Origin of the sequence: Treponema sp. OMZ 305, from assembly GCF_024181325.1 — a bacterium.
GTDB lineage: Bacteria > Spirochaetota > Spirochaetia > Treponematales > Treponemataceae > Treponema.
Genome location: NZ_CP051300.1, coordinates 1,235,560 through 1,257,082, shown reverse-complemented (window position 1 = coordinate 1,257,082; position 21,523 = coordinate 1,235,560). Strand labels below are relative to the sequence as shown.

The 21,523-nt window shown below is 47.9% G+C and carries 19 protein-coding genes; 11 read left to right on the top strand and 8 right to left on the bottom strand.

The window, feature by feature from the left end:
- Positions 1 to 101 precede the first annotated feature (101 nt).
- From ABK01_RS05580 to ABK01_RS05555, 6 genes are all read right to left on the bottom strand, one after another.
- Positions 102 to 788: an ABC transporter ATP-binding protein gene (locus ABK01_RS05580; protein ID WP_212566437.1), complete on the bottom strand. Its 687-nt coding sequence runs from the start codon at positions 786 to 788 to the stop codon at positions 102 to 104.
- Positions 789 to 802: 14 nt separating this feature from the next.
- A complete protein-coding gene (locus ABK01_RS05575; protein WP_253676530.1) occupies positions 803 to 1,939 on the bottom strand; it encodes an ABC transporter permease in 1,137 nt (378 codons plus the stop codon).
- Positions 1,940 to 1,984: 45 nt separating this feature from the next.
- Positions 1,985 to 3,262, bottom strand: a complete 1,278-nt coding sequence (locus tag ABK01_RS05570; RefSeq protein ID WP_162662893.1) for an ABC transporter permease — start codon at positions 3,260 to 3,262, stop codon at positions 1,985 to 1,987.
- Positions 3,263 to 3,292: 30 nt separating this feature from the next.
- Positions 3,293 to 4,207, bottom strand: a complete 915-nt coding sequence (locus ABK01_RS05565) for a Fe-S-containing protein (RefSeq protein WP_253676529.1) — start codon at positions 4,205 to 4,207, stop codon at positions 3,293 to 3,295.
- Positions 4,208 to 4,791: 584 nt separating this feature from the next.
- On the bottom strand, positions 4,792 to 5,418 hold the full coding sequence (locus tag ABK01_RS05560) for an iron transporter (protein ID WP_212566435.1): 627 nt from the start codon (positions 5,416 to 5,418) through the stop codon (positions 4,792 to 4,794).
- A gap of 157 nt (positions 5,419 to 5,575) precedes the next feature.
- On the bottom strand, positions 5,576 to 6,874 hold the full coding sequence (locus ABK01_RS05555) for an FTR1 family iron permease (RefSeq protein WP_212566434.1): 1,299 nt from the start codon (positions 6,872 to 6,874) through the stop codon (positions 5,576 to 5,578).
- 151 nt (positions 6,875 to 7,025) lie between these two features.
- Between ABK01_RS05555 and alr the strand changes: the two genes are divergently transcribed.
- The 11 genes from alr to fliJ all read left to right on the top strand — a co-directional run bounded on the left by alr (position 7,026) and on the right by fliJ (position 17,705).
- Positions 7,026 to 8,153, top strand: coding sequence for an alanine racemase (gene alr, locus ABK01_RS05550; RefSeq protein WP_253676528.1), 1,128 nt, complete (start codon positions 7,026 to 7,028; stop codon positions 8,151 to 8,153).
- Positions 8,154 to 8,662: 509 nt separating this feature from the next.
- Entirely contained in the window at positions 8,663 to 9,202 is a 540-nt protein-coding gene (gene hslV, locus ABK01_RS05545) for an ATP-dependent protease subunit HslV (protein WP_212566432.1), read from the top strand.
- Positions 9,203 to 9,223: 21 nt separating this feature from the next.
- Positions 9,224 to 10,684 (top strand): ATP-dependent protease ATPase subunit HslU, encoded by a 1,461-nt coding sequence (hslU, locus tag ABK01_RS05540; protein WP_212566431.1) that lies wholly within the window; start codon positions 9,224 to 9,226, stop codon positions 10,682 to 10,684.
- 64 nt (positions 10,685 to 10,748) lie between these two features.
- Entirely contained in the window at positions 10,749 to 11,168 is a 420-nt protein-coding gene (gene flgB, locus ABK01_RS05535) for a flagellar basal body rod protein FlgB (protein ID WP_016517858.1), read from the top strand.
- A gap of 10 nt (positions 11,169 to 11,178) precedes the next feature.
- Positions 11,179 to 11,634 carry a flagellar basal body rod protein FlgC gene (gene flgC / locus ABK01_RS05530; RefSeq protein WP_016524168.1) on the top strand — a complete coding sequence of 152 codons (456 nt, stop codon included), beginning with the start codon at positions 11,179 to 11,181 and terminating at the stop codon, positions 11,632 to 11,634.
- A 17-nt stretch (positions 11,635 to 11,651) separates the two neighbouring features.
- A complete protein-coding gene (gene fliE, locus ABK01_RS05525) occupies positions 11,652 to 12,014 on the top strand; it encodes a flagellar hook-basal body complex protein FliE (protein ID WP_206182038.1) in 363 nt (120 codons plus the stop codon).
- 51 nt (positions 12,015 to 12,065) lie between these two features.
- Positions 12,066 to 13,769, top strand: coding sequence for a flagellar basal-body MS-ring/collar protein FliF (fliF, locus tag ABK01_RS05520; protein ID WP_253676527.1), 1,704 nt, complete (start codon positions 12,066 to 12,068; stop codon positions 13,767 to 13,769).
- Between the two features lies 1 nt (position 13,770).
- Positions 13,771 to 14,832 (top strand): flagellar motor switch protein FliG, encoded by a 1,062-nt coding sequence (fliG, locus tag ABK01_RS05515; RefSeq protein ID WP_212566427.1) that lies wholly within the window; start codon positions 13,771 to 13,773, stop codon positions 14,830 to 14,832.
- 41 nt (positions 14,833 to 14,873) lie between these two features.
- Positions 14,874 to 15,812 carry a flagellar assembly protein FliH gene (fliH, locus tag ABK01_RS05510; protein ID WP_253676526.1) on the top strand — a complete coding sequence of 313 codons (939 nt, stop codon included), beginning with the start codon at positions 14,874 to 14,876 and terminating at the stop codon, positions 15,810 to 15,812.
- Positions 15,813 to 15,815: 3 nt separating this feature from the next.
- Positions 15,816 to 17,255, top strand: a complete 1,440-nt coding sequence (gene fliI, locus ABK01_RS05505) for a flagellar protein export ATPase FliI (RefSeq protein WP_253676525.1) — start codon at positions 15,816 to 15,818, stop codon at positions 17,253 to 17,255.
- Positions 17,256 to 17,261: 6 nt separating this feature from the next.
- Positions 17,262 to 17,705 (top strand): flagellar export protein FliJ, encoded by a 444-nt coding sequence (fliJ, locus tag ABK01_RS05500; protein WP_212566424.1) that lies wholly within the window; start codon positions 17,262 to 17,264, stop codon positions 17,703 to 17,705.
- 118 nt (positions 17,706 to 17,823) lie between these two features.
- Here fliJ and rpsD read toward each other — a convergent pair whose 3' ends face one another.
- The gene (gene rpsD / locus ABK01_RS05495; protein WP_212566423.1) at positions 17,824 to 18,438 is read right to left on the bottom strand and encodes a 30S ribosomal protein S4; all 615 of its coding nucleotides are present in this window, start codon (positions 18,436 to 18,438) and stop codon (positions 17,824 to 17,826) included.
- A 445-nt stretch (positions 18,439 to 18,883) separates the two neighbouring features.
- The gene (metG, locus tag ABK01_RS05490) at positions 18,884 to 21,271 is read right to left on the bottom strand and encodes a methionine--tRNA ligase (RefSeq protein WP_253676524.1); all 2,388 of its coding nucleotides are present in this window, start codon (positions 21,269 to 21,271) and stop codon (positions 18,884 to 18,886) included.
- Positions 21,272 to 21,523 lie beyond the last annotated feature (252 nt).

Sequence of the window (21,523 nt, the reverse complement as noted above, 5' to 3'; positions counted from 1 at the left end):
AAATTTTCTTTAAAATTTCGTGCAATTTATGCTAGAAAAAAGGAAAAACACATCAGGCTCTTGTTGTTAAAAAACCTCTGATGTGTTTTTCCCTGCACATCTTATTTTTGCAGCACAGGCCGCGTTCTGCTCATCTTTTCGATGCGCGCGATTTTTCCGTGCTCAAGTACAACCATCCGTTCCGCCTGATCGGCAACCTCGGGGTCATGGGTAACGACGATAATGGTACTGCCGGTATTGTGCAGCTTTTCAAAAATCTCCATAACCAACCGCTCGTTTTTTTCATCGAGGTTGCCGGTCGGTTCGTCCGCAAGCAGGAGCTTAGGGTGATTGATGAGCGCGCGGGCAATACACACGCGCTGCTGCTCTCCGCCCGACAGCTGATTGGGAAGGTGCTTTGCCCGCTCCTTTAAGCCGACGCTCGCAAGCGCTTCCATCGCTTCTTCCTCGTCGGGCATACTGTGGTAATACTGCGCCATCATCACATTCTCAAGCGCCGTAAGGTAGTTGACGAGGTGGAATTGTTGGAATACCAAGCCGATGGTATCCCGCCTTACGACCGTTAACTCCTTCGAGGATAATTTTGAAATATCCTGCCCCGCCAAATCAATCTTGCCGAGCGACGGTTTATCCATACAGCCGATGATGTTCATCAGCGTCGTCTTACCGGAACCGGACGGCCCCATAATCGACAGCCACTCGCCTTCTTCTACGTTTAAGTTTATGTTGTCTAAGGCTTTTAAGTCGCCGTAAATCTTTGAAATTCCGCTCAATGTTAAAATATCCATATAATCCTCCTTTGCTACTCCCCGCGTAACACCAAAGCGGGGTCGATGTCTACCGTGGCGCGTACCGGGAATAAACAGGAAACAATCGTGATGATAATCGAGGCGATAACCGTAAACGGCGCAAGCTGCACCGGAAACGAAACCTCGCGGGCGAATACGCTGATACTCACGTTGTCCGCAAACACATAGCCTAATACCACGCCCAAGATACCGCCGATTAATCCGAGCATCACCGCTTCGCCCATAAAGTCTTTCACGACGCTGCTATTCGAAGCGCCGAGCGCTTTTTTCAAACCGATTTCTTTTCTGCGTTCTGCGACAACCGCCATCATCGTCGTCGTTACGCAAATCATCGTTAAGAACAACACGATGATGGTAACAATCCACACGAGTGCCTGCAGTTTGCTCAAAACCACATCCTGAGATTCCGTTACACGCTTTACGAGCCGCGGCGTAATACCGTTCACCTGCTTCGACACGGTGTCGGCTATCGATTTAAGGTATTCCTGATTGCCGTCGATGCTGCATTCAATAACATCAAACTGATCATCGTACCCGATAATACCTTTGATATCCTCAAGGCTCATAAAGATAAATTCTTCTTCTACGCCGCCGGTGGTAACAATGCCCGACACCGTACATTCGTTGACGGTAACATCGCCGTTCGGCTTCGGTGTATTGACGATAAAGGTATCGCCGACCGACAACTCGATATTGCGGCTTATTTCGTGCCCGATCAGCACTTCTTTTTTATTGTGCGGCCAGTCCCCGCGGATAAGCCAATACGGGCTGTTATTCCGTGCGTTTTCCAAATCGGTCGCAGCGATCATGTACGGCTGTTCGTTTACCTTTGCCGACTGATAAATATACGGCGCAAACCCGACCAGCTTCTCAGAATCGATTACCTGCTTGATAGCGCCGATTTGCTCCTGCGTAATCTTGGATTCGCTTTCCGCCGGAAGGAATATCACATTTGCGCCGTATGAGCGGAACACCGTCCCCATCTGACGCGGAATATCATAGTAAATAGTCAGTAAGCCCGACAGCACCGTAGAACCGATTGCGATTGCCAACAACGCGACAAGCATCCGCGACCGGCGCCGTATCAGCGAGCTTGTAATCATCTTTAAATACATTCTATTTCTTGTCATAGCGCTTCACTCCCGTATCCGCTCTTTCCGCTTTCGGCGTACATCTTATTTTCCATGCAGCACCTCCGTAGGATTGAGTTTAAGCAAATACCGTACCGAAGGCAGACTGCCGAGCAGGGTAATAAGGAAGATGATAAGCACGACAATCGGAATCACCATCGGCGCAGGAGGAATAGCCGAACCGAATACGCTCCGTCCGATAATCTGCGTTAAACCCAATCCGGCAAAGTAGCCGATTGTTCCGCCGATTAAGCCGATAATCATAATCTCCGTCAGTACCGATACGGTAACCGCCGTGTTACTCGCACCGATTGCCTTTTTCAAACCGATTTCCGCGCGTCTATCCATCACGCTTGCCGTTACAAGGTTGGAAATCCCCAATGCGGAAGCGAGCAAGCTCAAAATTGTGATTAAGAGCATCAGCAGCGTTGTCTTATTTAAAATCGCCCCTTCGGATTCGGCGACCTGCCGCACCGGTTTTGCAACGGCATCGGTAATCACTTCCTGAATCTGATAGCAGATACTGCTGACATACGCGGTGCAGTACCATACCTCCATCTCTTTGATGGTTAAACTCAAAGGGTTCCGCGCGGCCTTTCGTGCGAGATCGTTATCGGGCGTCGTAAGCGCACTTACTTCGATGCTTTCGCACACATCGGTTTTTCCCAACAGGCGCTGCGCCGTATGAAGGGGTGTAAAGATGTACTCATCCTCGTTGCTGCCCGAATTGAATATGCCGGAAACAGTCAACGATGCACTTCCGGCAGGGCCTGTTACTTCGATCACATCGCCGACATGAATAGCGTTTCTACCCGCAAAGAGGCTGCCGATCATACAGGCGGAATCATCGGTATCGGAAGCCCATGCACCGGTTACTTCCCACCACGTGCGCATCCGCCGGATACCGGTAATAACTTCCTGTCCGGTGTGCAAGTCTATTTTATAATCGAACCATGTACCGGTCAGGCGGACGGGCTTATTTTGTCCCTTATATTCAACGGACACGTTTAAAAACGGAGCATAGTCAACAACATTGTACGCCCAAAATATAGTCTTAATTTTATACAGCTCATCCTCGCGTAAATACTTTTTGGTACTCCCCGACTCTACTCCGTAAATATCATCAAGAAGCGAGGCCTCTTTATGCACGACATTGATATTCGCTCCGTAGGTTTTCAGCTCCTGATTTACCTTATCCCCTACTCCAAGCATCGTATTGAGCATTGCGCTTGAAAGACTCGCACCCAGCGCAATGGTAAACGCAATCATCGCCATCTTCCCTTTTTGACGGAAGAGAGAACCGGCTATCATTCTCCAAAACATAATTGCTATCGAACCTCCATCTGGATATTCCTATTTAAAGCGGTGCGCTTCCGCTTCGAGATCGGCTATCTTTATCTTGATCTTTTCATCGTGGATGATATACGCAACCGGCACAGGGTTACATCCGCCCGGGAAGCCGATAGTTCCCTTGTTCATCACGACATCGCAGAGCTTACAGATAACCTCCCCGTTCCGTTCAAAATATCCGGTAGGACCGCAGATATCGCACGCATCAAGCCCTACACCATAAGAGCCTTCGCTCTTTTTAATGGCAATAAACCGGACTTCAATTCCCTGCTCCGAAGTATACGCATACCGATGCAGCTTATCATCTTCCAATTCCGAAATAGGAATCATCGCCATACCGTCGGCAATCGTATAATTTTCCGGCGGCGAAAGCGGAACTTCTCGGTCGACATAGTGCCGCAACACAGACAGAGATAAAACCGAACCGATCAGCAAGACCAGCGAAAATTTCGCCCACCGGCGTGCGTTGCGCTTTTGCGCTTTCAGTTTCCGCAGTTCTGCATTGTTGTGATATGTTTCCGTAATTGTCCGGTTCTTCCGCCAGAGGATAATCGGCGGAATCATAATGAATAGGATAATTGCAAAGGTAAAGAAATTTCCATGGTTTACGACCGCGGCAATGAATGCAAAGATAAAGTCGTTGCGAGGAATAATCCCCAACGAATAGAGGCGCTGTAAAATAACAACTACTTGCGTAACACCGAAAATGCAAAGAGCTCCGGCAACCGATACCTTGAGTTCTATGGCCGATAATTTAATCAACGTTTTATAGATCGCTAAACCGGCGCACAGCATACACACAATACCGAGTACATAGCCTATCAGTCTGAATAAGACAATCGTACTTACTGCGCTCTCGCCGTAATTAACCAATGTGGTTGCCAGCATGATGATAACGGGAAGATAGTAAAACAGCATCGAGGCTGCATACAAGAAAATTGCCGCACTAAAAAGATTTTCATATAGGCGCGATCTTTTTTGTTTATGATTGGTTGAAGTAAAAAGTAAAATAAGGAGAAAGACAAGCGCGATACTAACAGGAACCATCGACCAAAAAGCGAAACGTGTTCTATTTATATAGTTGGGAATTGATCTAAGAATTGCTGAGACAATACTGCCGACAAAGCCCAGCAGCATACTTGCTAAAACGACAAGCCGTTTTTTTTTTCGGATTCTTCCGTTTTCTCGGACTCTTGAGTTTTAAATGAAGCAAATACAACGGCTAACACCAATGCAAAGGCGATACCTGCTTCAAAAACTCTTATATAAAATTTTAAGATGATACACCTCCAAGAAAAAACCGGCGGTAACCGCCACTCTTTCCCAAAATATACCTTTTAATAGAAGTATCTTGCAAAGAAAGAATAACGGTTACCGCTTAGTGTGGCAAAGCAGTTTCCAAAGCAACCTGTCCCAAAACGGAAGTTTCCGAACAGGTTGATTGTAAGGCATACCGATTAACTGTTTAAATGAACCGGCACCGCCTTAAAACTGCATACTGTTTACCACTGAGGTCCTTTCCATTCGAAATCTTTCCATTCGACAACGAGCGGTTCCGTCCAGAAACGGCCGGTAACACCGGTTTCTTTGTCAACGTGCAACAGGTAATCATTCCCCGGAGCTTTGATTTCGAATTTGACATTGTATTTGCCGAGACCTTCTTCGAACTTCATGTTTGCACCGTAGTGGGGGCCGTCATCGGCATTCATCGGCATAAATGCAACTTCCTGCACTTTGCTCGAGCCTTGCTTTTGAACATAAGCCTTAACATGAAGATACGGAACAAAGTCGCCTACGCCGTAACCAAGCACCTTACCCTCATCATTTGCGTGGATATCCGCTTCGATGTGGCAGTCAGCTTCGTTCTTGGAAAGGCTGTTTCCGGCAGGTTCCATGTCAACCGGCTGGAAGTAAACGCCACCGATGTGGAGCGGGCCTACATCCTGTTCGTCTCCGATTGGGAACTCATCAAAACCTGCAGCTTCTTCTTCAGTCGGTGCAGGAGCCGCAGCCATTTTTTGGTCTGCAGCAGGTTGTGCCATTTCCTGCTTTTGCGCAGGTTTTTCACATGATGCAAGCACAAAAGCGATTGCAATCAGTGCAAAAAGAAAAGATACGGTTTTCTTCATTTTGAAACTATCCTCCTATAAATATCTTTATTTTCTTTTTGTTTCACATTCATTACAGCCTTGCAGGACACCGGTTATTTTCCGCAATCCGGCAGCCCAAAAGCAGTTGTCATCGCCGATCTCAAAAACTTTGCTTTTGAGATCGGCCTATATCTTTTTACTTTTGCTCAATCTTCGCCTTTTCAGCTTCAATTTGAGCACGCTGTTGTTTATTCTTTTTTGCATATACAACAGACATTATGATAATCACCGCAAGTACGATAATCTGCGGAATGAGACTTTCATACGTTGCATAAATACCGAGGAAGTCCATTTCAAAGCCCATCCACGGAATAACGGTCTTATTGACAACACCGGCAGCTTGCAGTTCCGACACACCTTTTCCGGTAAACGAAAAGCACATCGCATACATCAATACGCTGGTAACCAAGAAGAAAGGTTTAAGCGGAAGACGCACGGTTAAGAACCTAAAGACTAGGAACACCGCAATCAAAACAACCGCTGATAGCACAATCGCCAAGATCATTGCATTCCGGCCGCTCGTTCCATGAATGGGAACACCCTGGAAAAAGAGAATAAGCTCGGCGCCTTCACGCGCAACTGCAATAAAGGCCGCGAAAATTAAGACCCATTTATTTCCGGTAGAAACCGATGCTTCAACCTTCTTATGAATGTACCGTTCCCATGCTTCGGTTTCGGACTTTGAAAGCATCCAGTTACTGACATAGAACAACACGATAACTGCGACAAACATACCTATGCCTTCAAAAACTTCCTGAGCGATGCCGCTCTGAGCACCGGCAACAGCGCCGAACAAAAAGGCCAGCAGAATACTAACCAAGATACCGCCCAACGCACCGACATATACCGACATGATATATTTCTTTTTTCCCGTTTTTACAAGATAGGCGATAATAGCGGCGATAACAAGGATTGCTTCCAAGCCTTCGCGGAGTACCAATACAAAACAGGAAATAAACGTTGCAACAACTGCCGATTGAGCGGTATTTGCAGTCTCGCTGCCGCTTTCGTCCAACGTGCCGTCAAGCTCGGCTGCATCATGGTAAAGCATTGCAATAAGCTTATCTTTATGCGCTTTTACCATCTCGTTGTCTTTATCGCTGTATACATTTCGACGATATTCATAAAACGCATTTTCCACCGTTGTTTTACGGGCACCGGAAAGATATCCCATCGTTATCTTTTCCATCCCTTTAGATTCATAAAACCTAAAGTAGGCAACGTTCACTTCGTCATACGCTTCTTTGGATTTCCCTTGAGTATAAAGATCGTAGGCATTATTGAGGTGCACTTCCATCTTTTTTACAATTCCTGTCCACGAATCCAGCACCTCTTCGCCGTTTGCGGCATACAGTCCGCTAACCGGAATAAATATGAACGATAAAGCGAACAAAATTGCGGCAAAGGCATGTTTTTTATTCTGTGTAATATACATAAGCCCCTCGACTAACTTAGCTAAAACTTACAAATATGCCGTTAGTATATCACTCATAAAAATAATGTCAAGGGCGCACCTCAGGGTAAACGCATTAGGACATTTTTTTTATAAATTGCAATTATTTACCGTTTACAGTACAATACCGCCCATGCGTGCAACAAAAGCGATTATCCATCTGGATAATCTGAAACATAACATTACTCAAATCAAACAAACCCTTGCTCCGGAAACAAAAATATGTTTACCGGTTAAAGCCGATGCTTACGGACACGGCGCCGTGCGGACGGCAATTGCCGCAATTCGTGCAGGGGTTTCATACCTCGCTGTTGCTTCCGTACAGGAAGGTATAGAACTGCGAGAGGCGGGCATTGTCGCTCCGATTATTTCGCTCAGTCTGCCGATTTTAGAAGAAATAGATTCTATTATAGACTATAAACTGGAACCGCTTGTTATCGATGAGGAATTTATCAATGAACTCAACCGCGCGGCCGATGCGCAAAAGAAAACCGTTGCGGTGCATCTCAAAATAGATACCGGTATGAGCAGAATAGGCTGCAAGCCGTCGGAAGCTGTAAAACTGACGACCCAAATTGTGCGAGCAAAGCATTTGCGACTGCAAGGCGTTGCCACCCATTTTGCCGTTGCGGACTCCGATTCCGAATCCGACCGCGCTTTTACAAAAGATCAGCTGGAACGTTTTAGCGATGCCGTCGAATCAATCAGACAGACGGGTATACACATTCCGCTCGTTCATGCCGCAAACTCAGGTGCGGTGCAGATGATGCCCGAAGCGCAGTTCGACATGGTGCGCCCCGGGCTCCTCGCCTACGGCTACCTGCCCATACAGGGTACGGCAACGACTATCGACGTAAAGCCCGTTATGGAGCTTGTTACACAGGTAGTGCTGATAAAACAGATACGCGCGGGAACCTGCGTTTCCTACGGGCGCAACTGGACAGCCCCACAGGATACCTATATCGCAACTCTCCCGATCGGATATGCGGACGGTTTACGCCGCGCGCTTTCACCCGGACTAAAAGTACGCATCGGTAACGAGTTCTTCCCGATCATCGGCAGAATATGTATGGATCAATGTATGGTTGACCTCGGCGCGCACCCGTGGGTACAACGGTGGGACGAAGTGTGTATCTTCGGCCCAAATCCGCAGGACAACAGCGCACAAACGCTGGCAGACATCGCAGGCACTATTCCCTACGAAATCACCTGCGGCATCCACAAACGTGTTCCGCGTGTCTTTGTGAACGAAAACCGATAAATAATTGAGCAGATGCACCGTATCCGGCACTTTTGAAAATAAACGGCGCAGATACGAGGCGCGAGCACAAATTAACCGCAGGCCTGTTGAAAAGTGTACATCCGTGTACACTTTTCAACGACGAGTTTTCGCTGCGCAAAAACATCGCCTTTGCGTGGAACCACGGACATCCTCGCCCAAAATGAACGTCCGTGTACATTCTTGGGCTGCGAGATTTGCATTTCGCAAATCTCGTTTCTGCGTGGAACCACGGACATCCCTGTCCGTTCTGATACGTTGAGGATTTTCAGAACCGCCACGCGGTACATAACCTTTCCGTAAGCTTTTGAAAATAGACGGTACAGATGCTAGGAGCGTACAAAAAACACCCGCAGGCGTACTTGTTGTACGTCGAGGACTGTTTTTTGTTAAGCGACAACGCAGATACACCGTATATTTTCAAAAGAAGTATATTATGCTATAATGAGAAATAGTATCAATATATCTTAATATCGCTAATGGGGTTATACATGGGAGACACGAAGGTGCGGAGTACGACCGTTATTGCTGTCAGACGGAACGGAAAAGTTGCGATGGCAGGCGACGGGCAGGTTACGATGGGGCAAACGGTGATGAAAGGAAATGCCCGCAAAGTCCGCAAGATTTACGAAGGCAAAGTAATGACCGGTTTTGCCGGCGCAACGGCCGATGCTTTTACACTGCTCGAAAAGTTTGAAGGAAGACTCAAGGAATACGGCGGAGACATTACCCGCGCTGCGGTCGAGCTTGCCAAAGAGTGGCGCACCAACAAAATGCTGAAAAATCTTGAAGCGTTGCTGTTGGTTGCGGACGCAAAGACTATTTTACTGATTTCCGGGAACGGAGATGTCATTGAACCGCAAGAAGATGTGCTTGCAATCGGCTCGGGCGGCAATTATGCGTATGCCGCAGCGCTCGCCCTACTCCGCAACACAGACTTATCAGCCCGCGAAATTGCGGAAAAGAGCTTAAACATCGCAGGGCAAATTTGCGTATACACCAACGAAAACATACATATAGAAGAAATTTGATAACGAGAGGAAAATACGAGTATGACAATCAATTTGGATGAACTCACCCCTCCGCATATTGTAGCGGAGCTTGACAAATATATTATCGGGCAGACAAAGGCAAAGAAGGCCGTCGCCGTCGCCCTGCGGAATAGGACACGTCGGCTCAAATTAAGCGAAGAAATCCGCGAAGAAATAGCGCCTAAGAATATTCTGATGATCGGGCCGACCGGTGTGGGTAAAACCGAAATTGCCCGACGCCTTGCAAAACTTTCAGGAGCGCCGTTCCTCAAGGTAGAGGCGACAAAGTACACGGAAGTCGGCTATGTCGGCCGCGACGTCGAATCGATGATCCGCGACCTGATGGCTGTCGGCTTTTCTATGGTAAAAAGCGAGATGCAGGAAACGTTGAAAGCGCAGGCGGAAAAAAACACGGAGGAAATTCTCCTTGACCTGTTACTGCCGGGTTCCAACAAGAAAAAGCGGAATCGGAAAGAAAGCGCTAAGCCGCTTTTAATCTCCGGCTCGGAGCATAATGCGGAATCAGAAAATAACCAAGAAATCCGAGCGGAAGTTAATTCGGCAGAAGACGGCAATCAAGCTGAAGACGATATGCACGAAACGAGGGAAAAGTTCCGCAAGATGCTGCGGGACGGCAAATTTGAAGATAAAATGGTAGAAGTTTCCGTACAGCAGTCAGGAATGCCGAGTTTTGAAATCTTTGCCGGCGGTTCCAGCATGGAAGACCTCGAAAGCGCGATGTCGAATATCAGCAGTATGCTAATGGGCGCCGGTAAAAACAAACGTAAAACGACCAGCGTAAAAGAAGCACGCACGATTATTATGGATGACCAGCTCGATAGGCTCGTCGATCACGATAAGATTGTAGAGGAAGCAAAAGAGCGGGTTGAGCAGATGGGGATTATCTTCATCGACGAAATCGATAAAGTCGCGTCCAAAAGCGAGCGGAGCAGCGGTGTCGATGTGTCCCGCGAAGGGGTGCAGCGTGATATTCTTCCTATAGTAGAAGGCTCCAAAGTCAATACAAAGTTCGGCGTCGTCGATACCCGCCACATCCTGTTCATCGCGGCGGGCGCTTTTAGCATTTCAAAACCGAGCGACCTTATCCCCGAGTTTCAAGGACGCTTCCCGCTGCGGGTAGAGCTGGAATCGCTCCATGCGGAAGACTTTAAGCGGATTCTCCTTGAGCCTAAAAACGCATTAACCAAACAGTATAAAGCGCTGCTCGAAACCGAAGGACTTACCGTCATCTTTAAGGATGAAGCAATCGAGCGTATGAGTAACCTCGCAGCGGAGGTCAACTCAACGATGGAAAACATCGGCGCCCGCCGCCTCCACACGATTATGGAAATGCTATTGGAAGATATTTCGTTTAATGCAAGCGATATGACCGAAAAGACCGTCGAAATAGACCGCGCGTATGTCGACGAACGGTTGAAGAACATCGTACAGGATCAAGATTTATCCCGTTATATCCTGTAACGCTCCTCAAGGGAATTTTTATAATGCCGATATATGAGTATACGAATAATTTAAAGGAGTTGAGATGCACATAAACAGTTTTCAAAAGACAGTCGATCTTTTACACCGTGCGCTTGATGTAAACGCCCTTCGCTATACCGTGTCGGCAAACAACCTTGCAAGCTCGGAGATACCGGATTTCAAGCGGACATCGGTCAATTTTGAAACGGAATTAAAACATGCGCTCGATTCCGAAAAACGGGCTGCCGGTCAGTTTCAGTTAGCGGTAACCGATCCCCGGCATATTAAGTCAGACGGTGTTATCGACTATCGTTCGGTTTCTCCGCGGCGTGTGTTGGATTACACGACAACAGCAAAGGCGAACGGCAACAACGTAGATGCTGAAGAAGAAGCGATGACTATCCTCAAGATTCAGATGCAGTATCAGCTGTTGAGTCAGATGACCGGTTTTCAGTACAGCCAAGTACAGTCGGTATTAAAATAAGGAGCGGTAAATGGGTATCTTCAGCAGTATCAACATAGCGGCGACCGGTATGAGCGCCGAACGGTTACGGACGGATGTTATTTCCGATAACATCGCCAATGCTTCCACGACCAGTTCACAGGAAGGGGGCTATTTCCGCCGCAGCCGCGTCGTTCTTGCACAGAAAAACGACGGCATCGATTGGCGGCTTCCCTTTGTTTCTTCCGATATGGACAGAGGAGTCGGCACGGGTGTCCGCGTAACCGGTATTGAAAAAGATAACTCCGAGCCGCGGCTGTCGTATGAGCCCGATCATCCCCATGCAATTCTGTCGGGGCCGAAAGCGGGTTACGTTGAATATCCGAATGTGAATATCGTAACGGAAATGGTTGACCTGATCTCCGCGTCCCGCTCTTATGAAGCGAATGCGGCGGTTGTTCAGGGGTCAAAAGAAATGTTTCAGCGTGCGCTCGAAATCGGACGCTAACGAGATAAGGGGCACCTATGACGATTACCAATACGGCAACCTTGTATAAGGTTCCGGCTATTATGAAAAATCCGGCAATAGAGCCGATCGCCGTCGATAACTTCCGCAGCCGCATGGTTTCGGATACCGATTTAGTCGATACGGCGGTAAATAAAAAAGCGATGAGCTTTGAACAGACGCTGCTCAAAGCCTTTGACGAAGTTAATGCGAAACAACAGCGTACTGCGGAACTCGGGCAACAGATGATTGTCGATCCTGAATCCGTAGATGTACACGATATTACCATTGCAATGGCGGAAGCCGGTATGTCGCTGAAAATTGCACAGACGCTCATCGACCGCGTCGTAAAAAGTTGGAATGATATTACCATAACCAGATAATGGAGCTGTTATAATTATTGTAGCAGGTTCGTTCAGTAAGGGGGAGGACACATGAACGAATGGTTTAAAAAAACATTAACGCAAATCAAAACACTGTGGAGTAAGTGGACGCCTATTCAAAAAGGGATATTGGCAGCCGTCATTGTTGCGGCGGTTGTCATTATCGTCCTGCTTACTTCATGGTCGGCTAAACCCTCACTTGTACCGCTCATCGATACTCCGGTAACGGATGCAACGGTCAGAGAACGTATCATTTTAAGACTCAACGAAGAGAATGTGAACGCGACCGTTTCACAATCGGGTGTTATCTCAGTGAACGACGAGCAAACCGCCCGCCGGATGCGCGCCATTCTCTTGCGCGAAGACCTTATTCCACAAAATACCGACCCGTGGGCGCTGTTCGATGTGGAGCGCTGGACACGGACGGACTTTGAACGCAATATCGACGTACGGCGGGCAGTTATCGAAGAAGTCCGTAAGCATATTAAGGCTCTGGACGATGTGGATGATGCAAGCGTAGTAGTCAACATTCCGGAAGATAAACTGTTCAAAGCGGATCAGAATCCGGTAACGGCAAGCGTTATCCTCTACCCTAAACCGGGCAGTGACATTAGCACGAACCGTAAAAAAATTGAAGGTATTCAAAAGATCTTAAAATATGCCGTTGAAGGTTTAACCGACGATAATATCACTATTGCCGATAACAGCGGGAACATTCTCAATGATTTCGGCGGTATGAAGGACTTTGACCGCCTCTCCATTATCGAAAAACAGCAAAAGATTATTGCAAAGCTGGAAACGCAGTATGAGATCAAAATTCTTAATCTCTTAAAGCAGACGTACGGAACCGACCGTGTCCGGGATCTCAGTATTAAAATCGATATGGATATGTCGGAAAAGACAGCCGAAACGGTAGAATACCTGCCCTTCCAACTGAGAGCGGACAATCCCGAAACTCCGTATGATGAATCCGAGGTACGAGCTTCGGTTACCCGTTCTTCGGAAACCGCCACGACAACCTATCAGGGAACGGGCTTTAATCCCGAGGGTCCCGCAGGTGTGGAAGGGCAAACGGCTCCATCGTACAAAGACACCAGTAACTTGACCGGCTTGTCTACTCAGTCGATTGTAAAAACAAACGAAGAAATCGGCAGCAGAAAGACTTCCGAAATCGTCAGCCCCGAAATGGGACGGCGTACCGTGTCGGTAAATATCGACGGGCAATGGCGCAAAAAGAAAGATGCAAACGGCAATTTCATCGTTAAAGACGGGCAGATTGAGCGTGAATATATTCCCATCCCTGATGAGGAATTACTGAAAGCAACACAAGCGGTACAAAACGCAATCGGATATAACGCGCTGCGGAACGATTCGGTCAGCGTTCTTAACATCCAATTCGACCGCATGGCGGAGTTTGAAAAAGAAGATGAAGCTTATTTTAGAGCGGTTCAACGGCGATGGATATTGCTGATCAGCTTAGCAGGCTTGGCATTCCTGTTGCTCGTCTTTATCGTTTACCGTATTGTCAGCCGCGAAATTGAGCGCAGAAAGCGGCTCCGCGAAGAAGAGCTTTTACGGCAGCATCAACTTGAACGCGAAAAAGCGTTGTGGGAGGCTGAACAGGCCGGTATGGAAGTTTCAATGTCCGTAGAAGAGATGAAACGGCGCGAACTGTTGGAAAATGTGATAAACAATGCGCGTGAGCATCCTGAAGATGTTGCATTACTGCTGCGCACATGGTTGATGGAGGAATAGTATGGCAGTATCACCGGCAAAAGAAAAAGCGAATGCAGCAAACAATAAAAAGCAAAAAGATATAAAATCGCTGAACGGGCGGCAAAAGGCGGCAATTTTCTTGGTTGCAGTCGGAGAAGAAATCTCCGCCAAGATCATGGAACAGATGCGCGAGGACGAAATCGAAAAACTCGTGTTCGAAATTGCCCGTACCGAAACGGTTGAATCCGAGCTGAAAGAAGCGGTCTTACAAGAATTCCAAGAGCTGATGGCAGCTCAAAACTTCATTACGACCGGCGGTATCGATTATGCGCGCGGATTGTTGGAGAAATCTTTAGGCAGCCAAAAGGCCATTGAGGTTATCAACCGGCTCACGAGTTCGTTGCAGGTACGCCCCTTCGACTTTATCCGGCGTACCGATCCGGCGCATCTTTTAAACTTTATTCAGCAGGAACACCCGCAGACCATTGCGCTCATCCTTGCATATCTGGAACCGCAGAAAGCATCGGTTATTTTGCAGAACCTGCCCGATGAAATTCAAAGCGATGTAGCCCGCCGTATTGCAACGATGGATAGAACTTCGCCTGATGTTTTGCGCGAAGTTGAACGGGTACTCGAAAAGAAGCTTTCTACCCTCTCCAGCGAAGATTATACGGCGGCAGGCGGTGTCGAAAGCATTGTGGAAATCCTCAACCTTGTCGACCGTTCTTCCGAAAAGTCGATTATCGAATCGCTTGAAGATCAAGATCCCGACCTTGCGGAAGAGATCAAGAAACGTATGTTCGTATTTGAAGATATCGTTATGCTTGACGACCGTTCCATTCAGAAGGTGCTGCGTGAAGTTAACAGTGAAGAGCTTGCAAAAGCGCTCAAGATTGTCGATACCGAAGTACAGGACAAGATATTCAGGAATATGTCCAAACGTGCGGCAAGCATGTTAAAAGAAGAAATGGAATACATGGGTCCGACCCGTTTGAAGGACGTCGAAGAAGCACAGCAGAAGATTGTTTCGATTATCCGGCACTTGGAGGACAACGGCGATATTGTTATTGCACGTTCCGACGAAGACGAGATGATTGTCTAACCAAAACAGCGTAGTGAAATCGGCAAAAGGAGATTCTGAAAGTGGCTAAAAATATTTTTCGTGATTTTGAAGTTAAAAAACTCGACGGCGATATGGTGCTGGCATTAGAGAAAACCTTTGAACCGGAAACTACTACCGAAGTGGTAGAAGCCGTTTCGGTTCCCGAAGGCCCGACACTTGAGGATCTCAAAAACGAAGCGGAAGAATTTAAGCGTCAATGGGAAGTTGAAAAAGAACAACTCATTGCCGATGCTCACCGCGAAGCCGATGAAATTATCGAAAACGCAAAGAAAACCGCTTTTGAAGAAGCAAAGCGGCAGATGGATGTGTCTCAAATCGATGCGCAAAAAGCCCGCGAACAAGCTCAAGAAATAGTCAGCGATGCGGAGAAAAAAGCCGCTGATATTGTCGATAAGGCCGAACAAACCGAGGCTGCTACACAAAAGAAAGCTTTTACCGAAGGTTTCGATGCGGGACGGGAAGCGGGCTTCAAAGAAGGAAAAGTTGAAGTAACCCGTTTGATAGAGCGGCTCCATACGATGATTGAGCGCACGATGGATAAACGCGAAGAGATTTTAGCGCAGACAGAACAGCAGATTGTCGACCTCGTACTGCTGATGACCCGCAAGATTGTAAAAGTAATCTCCGAAAATCAGCGGAATGTCGTAACGTCGAATATTATCCACGCGCTGCGCAAGGTAAAGGGACGCGCCGATGTCATTATACGGGTGAACCTTGCCGATGTCGGCTTAACAAGCGAGCATACAAAGGACTTCTTGGCAGCGGCAGAGAATATCAAAAATATCACCGTCGTGGAAGACCTATCGGTAGATGCAGGCGGTTGTATTATCGAAACCGACTTCGGTTCGGTAGATGCACGTATTGCCTCTCAGCTGCATGAGCTTGAACAACGTATCCTCGAAATATCTCCGATACGAACGCGGGCGGCTTCCTCCGACGGGGCTTCAAATCGAAAGTAGCTTATGACATCGCTTTTTGATAAATACCTTGACGCAGTTTCCGAAACGGAACCCATTAAGCGCACCGGTGTTGTCAGCCGGGTGCAAGGGCTTCTTATCGAAAGTCGCGGCCCGCAAGCCTCCGTCGGGGAATTATGCAGAATCAATCTAAAAGATAACACAGAAAGCATTATCGCCGAGGTTATCGGTTTAAACGGCTCAACCGTACAGCTGATGACCTACGAAGATATACAGGGAGTAGAAATCGGCTGTGATGTCATCGCAAGCGGGACAATGCTTTCCGTACCCGTCGGTTCGGTACTGCTCGGCCGCGTCGTCGATTCGCTTGGCAGAGCGGCTGACAACAAACAGGAACCCTACTCTCCCCTGCATTACCCAATTCTTGCTTCACCGCCTGATCCGCTGGAGCGGCGCCCCATTAAAGAACGAATCGTAACCGGTATCCGCGCTATCGACGCACTTCTTGCTGTCGGCAGAGGGCAGCGTATCGGTATCTTTGCCGGTTCGGGTATCGGTAAATCAACCTTGATGGGCATGATTGCGCGGAATACGAGCGCCGACGTCAACGTCATTGCACTCATCGGCGAACGCGGCCGCGAGGTAAACGATTTCTTGGAACACGACCTCGGCCCTGAAGGGCTCAAGCATTCGGTTGTGGTAACCGCTACATCGGATACCAGCCCGCTTGCCCGTATCCGCGGCGCATACACGGCAACGGCAATCGCCGAGTATTTCCGCGACCAAGGAAAGGATGTGATGCTCCTTTTCGATTCGGTTACTCGCTTTGCCAAGGCTCAGCGCGAAATCAGCCTCGCGATCGGAGAACCGCCGGCAACCCGCGGCTACACTCCGAGCGTTTTTGAGGTACTGCCTAAACTGCTTGAGCGGAGCGGAACTTCTGCAAAAGGTTCGATTACCGGGTTTTATACCGTACTCGTTGACGGCGACGACATGGACGAGCCTATTTCCGATGCGGTACGCGGTATTTTGGACGGGCACATTGTGCTTAACCGGAAACTTGCACAGCGCGGGCACTACCCTGCCATTGACGTACTCGGCAGTATTTCTCGTTTGGCAAACCGCGTCGCAGGGGAATGCAGTAAAAAAGCAGCACAGTATATGCGTAAATTGATGGCAGTCTATGCCGATGCCGAAGATATGATTCAAGTCGGAGCGTATCAAAAAGGTAGCAATCCCGCCATCGACGAGGCGATCGCACACCATGATAAAATCGAAACTTTTTTACAGCAAGAGGTAAACGATCCTGCACCCATCGAAAAAACGCTGGAGCAACTCAGCGCCATTACCCACATCGACATACCAAATGAGGAAAGTTTCCAAGCAGGAGCAGGCGCGGCAAAAAAATACCTGATGCCGTCGGAAGCTGCCGACTTGTACAAAGCTGAAATTGAAAAGCCGTCTGCGGAGCATACGGAGGAATAATCCCGTATGAAGAAATTTCAGTTTTCGCTTCAAAAGCTCTTGGATATCCGAACCTTCCGCGAAAAAGAAGCGGAAACCAACCTCGGACGCGCCGTTGCCGCCCGCGAAGCGATTGTGCTGCGCCTTACCGAAATCGCACAGGAAGAAATAAAAACCCGCCGGTCGCTTAGGGTAAGTCTAAAAACCCCTGCTGAACTCGCCTTGCATGAAAACTACTTGGAACGGCTCCGCATCGACCGGGAAAAACAGGAAAAGGCGCTGGTAGAGGCGGAACTCGTCATCGAAAAAATGCGGAAAATTTATATCAAAGCACATCAAGAGCGGCTCATCGTAACAAAGCTGCGGGAGCGGAAAGAAGTCGAATGGAAAGCGGAAGGGCTGAAACAACAAGATGCGGTTCTCGACGACATCGTCAATGCCCGCGAATATAGAAAAAGTCAGAACCTATAACGCCGCTTAAAGAATCTGCGAAAACAAAATAGTTCAGCCTATAAATAAAAAGGCTCCCTGCATATACCCAACGGCATACATAGGAAGCCTTTTGTCAATGTTGAATTTATATCCCGTATTACCGAGAATAGAATTCAACAACGTACTGGATATTACCGACCGGTTGAATGTCGGCAGGAGTGGGAAGCGCCGCTACCGTTGCAGATAAATTTTCATCATTAACGGAAAGCCAAACGCCTTTTGCACCCTGTACAGTGCTTAAATTGTGCCGGATAAGATTTTGGAAGCCTTTCTTATCTTTTGTCGTGATAACATCACCGACTTTAACACGCATAGACGGGATATTTGCCGGTTTACCATTCAGTAAGAAATAAGCATGAGAAACCATCTGACGTGCCTGTGCACGGCTTACCGCAAATCCCATTCGATAAATGGTATTATCCAACCGCTGCTCCATTAATGAGAGCATATTGTCGCCGGTAACACCGGACATCTTAAATGCTTTTTGGAATAGATTGCTGAACTGACGCTCGGACATTCCATACGCAAAGCGGAATTTCTGCTTTTCTTTTAACTGTTCACCGTAAACAGAAATCTTTCCACGTTGTTTAGCGCCGCGTTCCTTCCCGGGAGCATTCGGTTTTCTATCCAATAACTTACTGTACTTAGGATTTCCAAAAATATTTGATCCGAATCGGCGGACCAATTTACCTTTCGGCTGTCTTGTTGCCATTTTTCACCTCGTAAATCTAATAAGCACACCGCAGCGGTGTTACAGTAATAGAACCTCTAAAAACTTTAGTTTTTAGAGGTTTTCCTTAGATGTAATTTGCGATGTTTTAATTTAAGTCATTATATTGTAAAGACTTAAATTAAAACTCGTCGGGCATCTTTAAAAATCTAACTGAATTTTTAGAGATGCCCAAGGTCTCTTTTATTAGGGAACGATAAAAAAGAGCATGGCAAACACCCAAAAATACACTGATTTTATCGGTGTTTACCGTATTATGCTTGCCGTACTTCATCAAGATGAAAGCCGCGTACGACAAAACACAATGATATAGCCTATCTCAAAATACCGACTTTTGTCAAGCTATATGCTTAGATTGTTCAGAATAGAGATGCCCGACGAGTTGTTACCCCATAGCTCCTGTTATATATGGAGATGTCCATACTGCTTACTGTACCGTGCCGGTTTTAACGTGTTTCATTACAAGCGGTTTGCCGTTTACCAAGAGCTGTTTTCCGGCGGCGCATACGCGAAAATCTTCTACCGTAAAGGGTACTGCAAAGAACAACTCCGCATCGATGGCTTGCGGTTTCTGTACCGGCGGCGTAGTTGCTTCAGCTCCCTCCAGTGTTACCGGTGTACCGGCAGCCGCACCGTGCATACCGACCAGCTCAACCCGCTCGGTTCCGTCCGCATCGGTATAATGAGACGCTAAGAGCATTCCCTTCGATTCAATTCCGCGCATTTTCCGCGGCTTTAAGTTTTCTGCGAGGATAATATCGGCGCCAACCAGCTCTTCCGGCGCAAAATACGGCGCTAAGCCGGAAAGGATAACCCGCCCGCCTTCCGAGCCGTCGTCAATGGTTTCCACAAAGAGCTTATCCGCATCGGGGTGTTTTTCCACGGAAAGGATTTTCGCGGTTTTTAACGAAATATAATCGGTAAACAGCCGTTCGGGAGAAATATCCGCCCATTCCGGCTTGGCTTTCTGCTTCTCGTTTTTGCTTCCCGCATTCTGCTGTTTTTTTCCGCTCTGTTCTCCGCCTGCTTGCTTTCCCGCAGCCTGTTTTCCGGCTTGCGCGGCGCGTTCCTTCTGACTTCCTGCATAGCGCTCACGATACGCTGCAATCGCATCGTTTTCCAGCGTTTTAAAGATGATTGCAGGCTTTTGTACGCGATCCAAACCGCTCCGCTCCAAGAGGTTTTCCCACGCAAGGGCATTTTCGGGACGGGGCTGCACGGGATGTTCCCAGTCAAAAACATTGCCCGACCATATTTTAATACCTAAGAACGAAGCAACCGCATCGGCGTATTCCGGCATATACGGGTGCATCAATATCAGCAAATCCTTGATTAAATAGCACAGTTCAAAGAGGAGTGCCTCCGCTTTTTCAGGATCAGCCTCGCGGTTTTTCCACGGCTCTCCATCTTGGAACGCTTTGTTGGCAACGGAGGAAAGTGCAAACAGCTCGTGGAAGGCATCGCGCAGTTCCGCTTCTTCAAGCAGCGCAGTGATTTTTTCAATGCTATACTTTGCTGCAGCACGCAAGCCTTCCGTTACCGCACGGACATCCTCACGGGCGGAAGCCATTCCATCCCGCTGCGGGATAACGCCGTCATAATAGCGCGACACAAAGGTGAGCGTCCGGTTTATCAGATTACACAGGTTCCCGACCAGCTCGCTGTTTACCCGCTCTTGAAAATCCTTCCATGTAAACAGGGCATCGTTCTTTTCGGGTCGGTTATAGAAGATATAGAACCGCCACATATCCGCCGGAATCCCCGAATCCTTCGCATCGGAGCCGAACACGCCGATCCCCTTCGATTTTGAGAACTTTCCGGACTCGTAATTAAGGTACTCGCTACTTGAAATATGATGGAGCTTTACCCAGTCCTTCCCCGATGCAATGAGTGAGCACGGAAAAATGACTGTATGGAAGGGGATATTATCCTTTCCGATAAACTGAAAGAGTTCTATGTCATTTTGATCAAGCCACCAGTCTTTCCAATCGGATCCGGTTAAATCGGTAAAGCATTTTGTAATAGAGATATATCCGATCGGCGCATCGAACCAGACGTAGAACACCTTATCTTCAAAGCCCGCTTTCGGGACGGGGATACCCCATTTCAGGTCGCGGGTGATGGCGCGTTCCTGCAAACCGTCGCGCAGCCAGCCTTTGGTCATCTGCACAGCGTTATTGCTCCACTGCCCTTCTACGCTCGCCTTTTGCATCCACGGCTCATACTGCGGCACGATGCCCGGTAAGTCGATGTAGAGGTGTTTGGTGCTGCGCGGCTCCGGAGCGGCTCCGCAGGTGGAACAGCGGGGAGCTTTTAGCTCGGTCGGCTCCAGCAGTTTGCCGCAATGTTCGCACTGATCACCGCGCGCGTCTTCGTAACCGCAGTGGGGGCAAACGCCGCGTACATAGCGGTCTGCCAAAAAGCGGTTACAGTGTGCACAGTGAAGCTGTTCGATAGTATGCTCTTTTATAAAGCCGTTTTTTTCAATGTCTTTAAACATCCCCTGCACGATTTCGGTCTGCTGAGGCGTAGAGGTGCGTCCGAAGTAGTCAAACGCAATATTGAACCAATGATAAATATCGCGGTGGATCGCATGGTAGTAGTCGCACAATTCGCGCGGCGTTTTCCCTTCTTCGAGGGCCTTTGTTTCGGTTGCCGTGCCGTATTCGTCGGTACCGCATATATATAAGCTCGTATATCCGCGGAGTCGGCAAAAACGTGCAAAGACATCGGCGGACAAGACTTGGATTAAATTCCCAAGGTGCGGGATATTATTCACATAAGGAAGAGCTGAGGTAATCAATTTTCGTTTCATATCCGGTTATTATAATGCACAGCAAAAGATCAGTCAATCTTTTGAAATATGCGAGTATCTCCTTCGTTGCCTTGCCAAAAGTGTACATCCGTGTACACTTTTGGCAGCGAGTTTCGCGTAACCGCGAAATATCGCTTCTCTGACAGGATGTCAGTGGTTTCATACAGTATCGAGTTTTTCGTTTATGAAAAACTCGAAGTTCAGAAATATACAAGGACGTACATCTTTGAACGATGGCATCCCTGCCGCTAC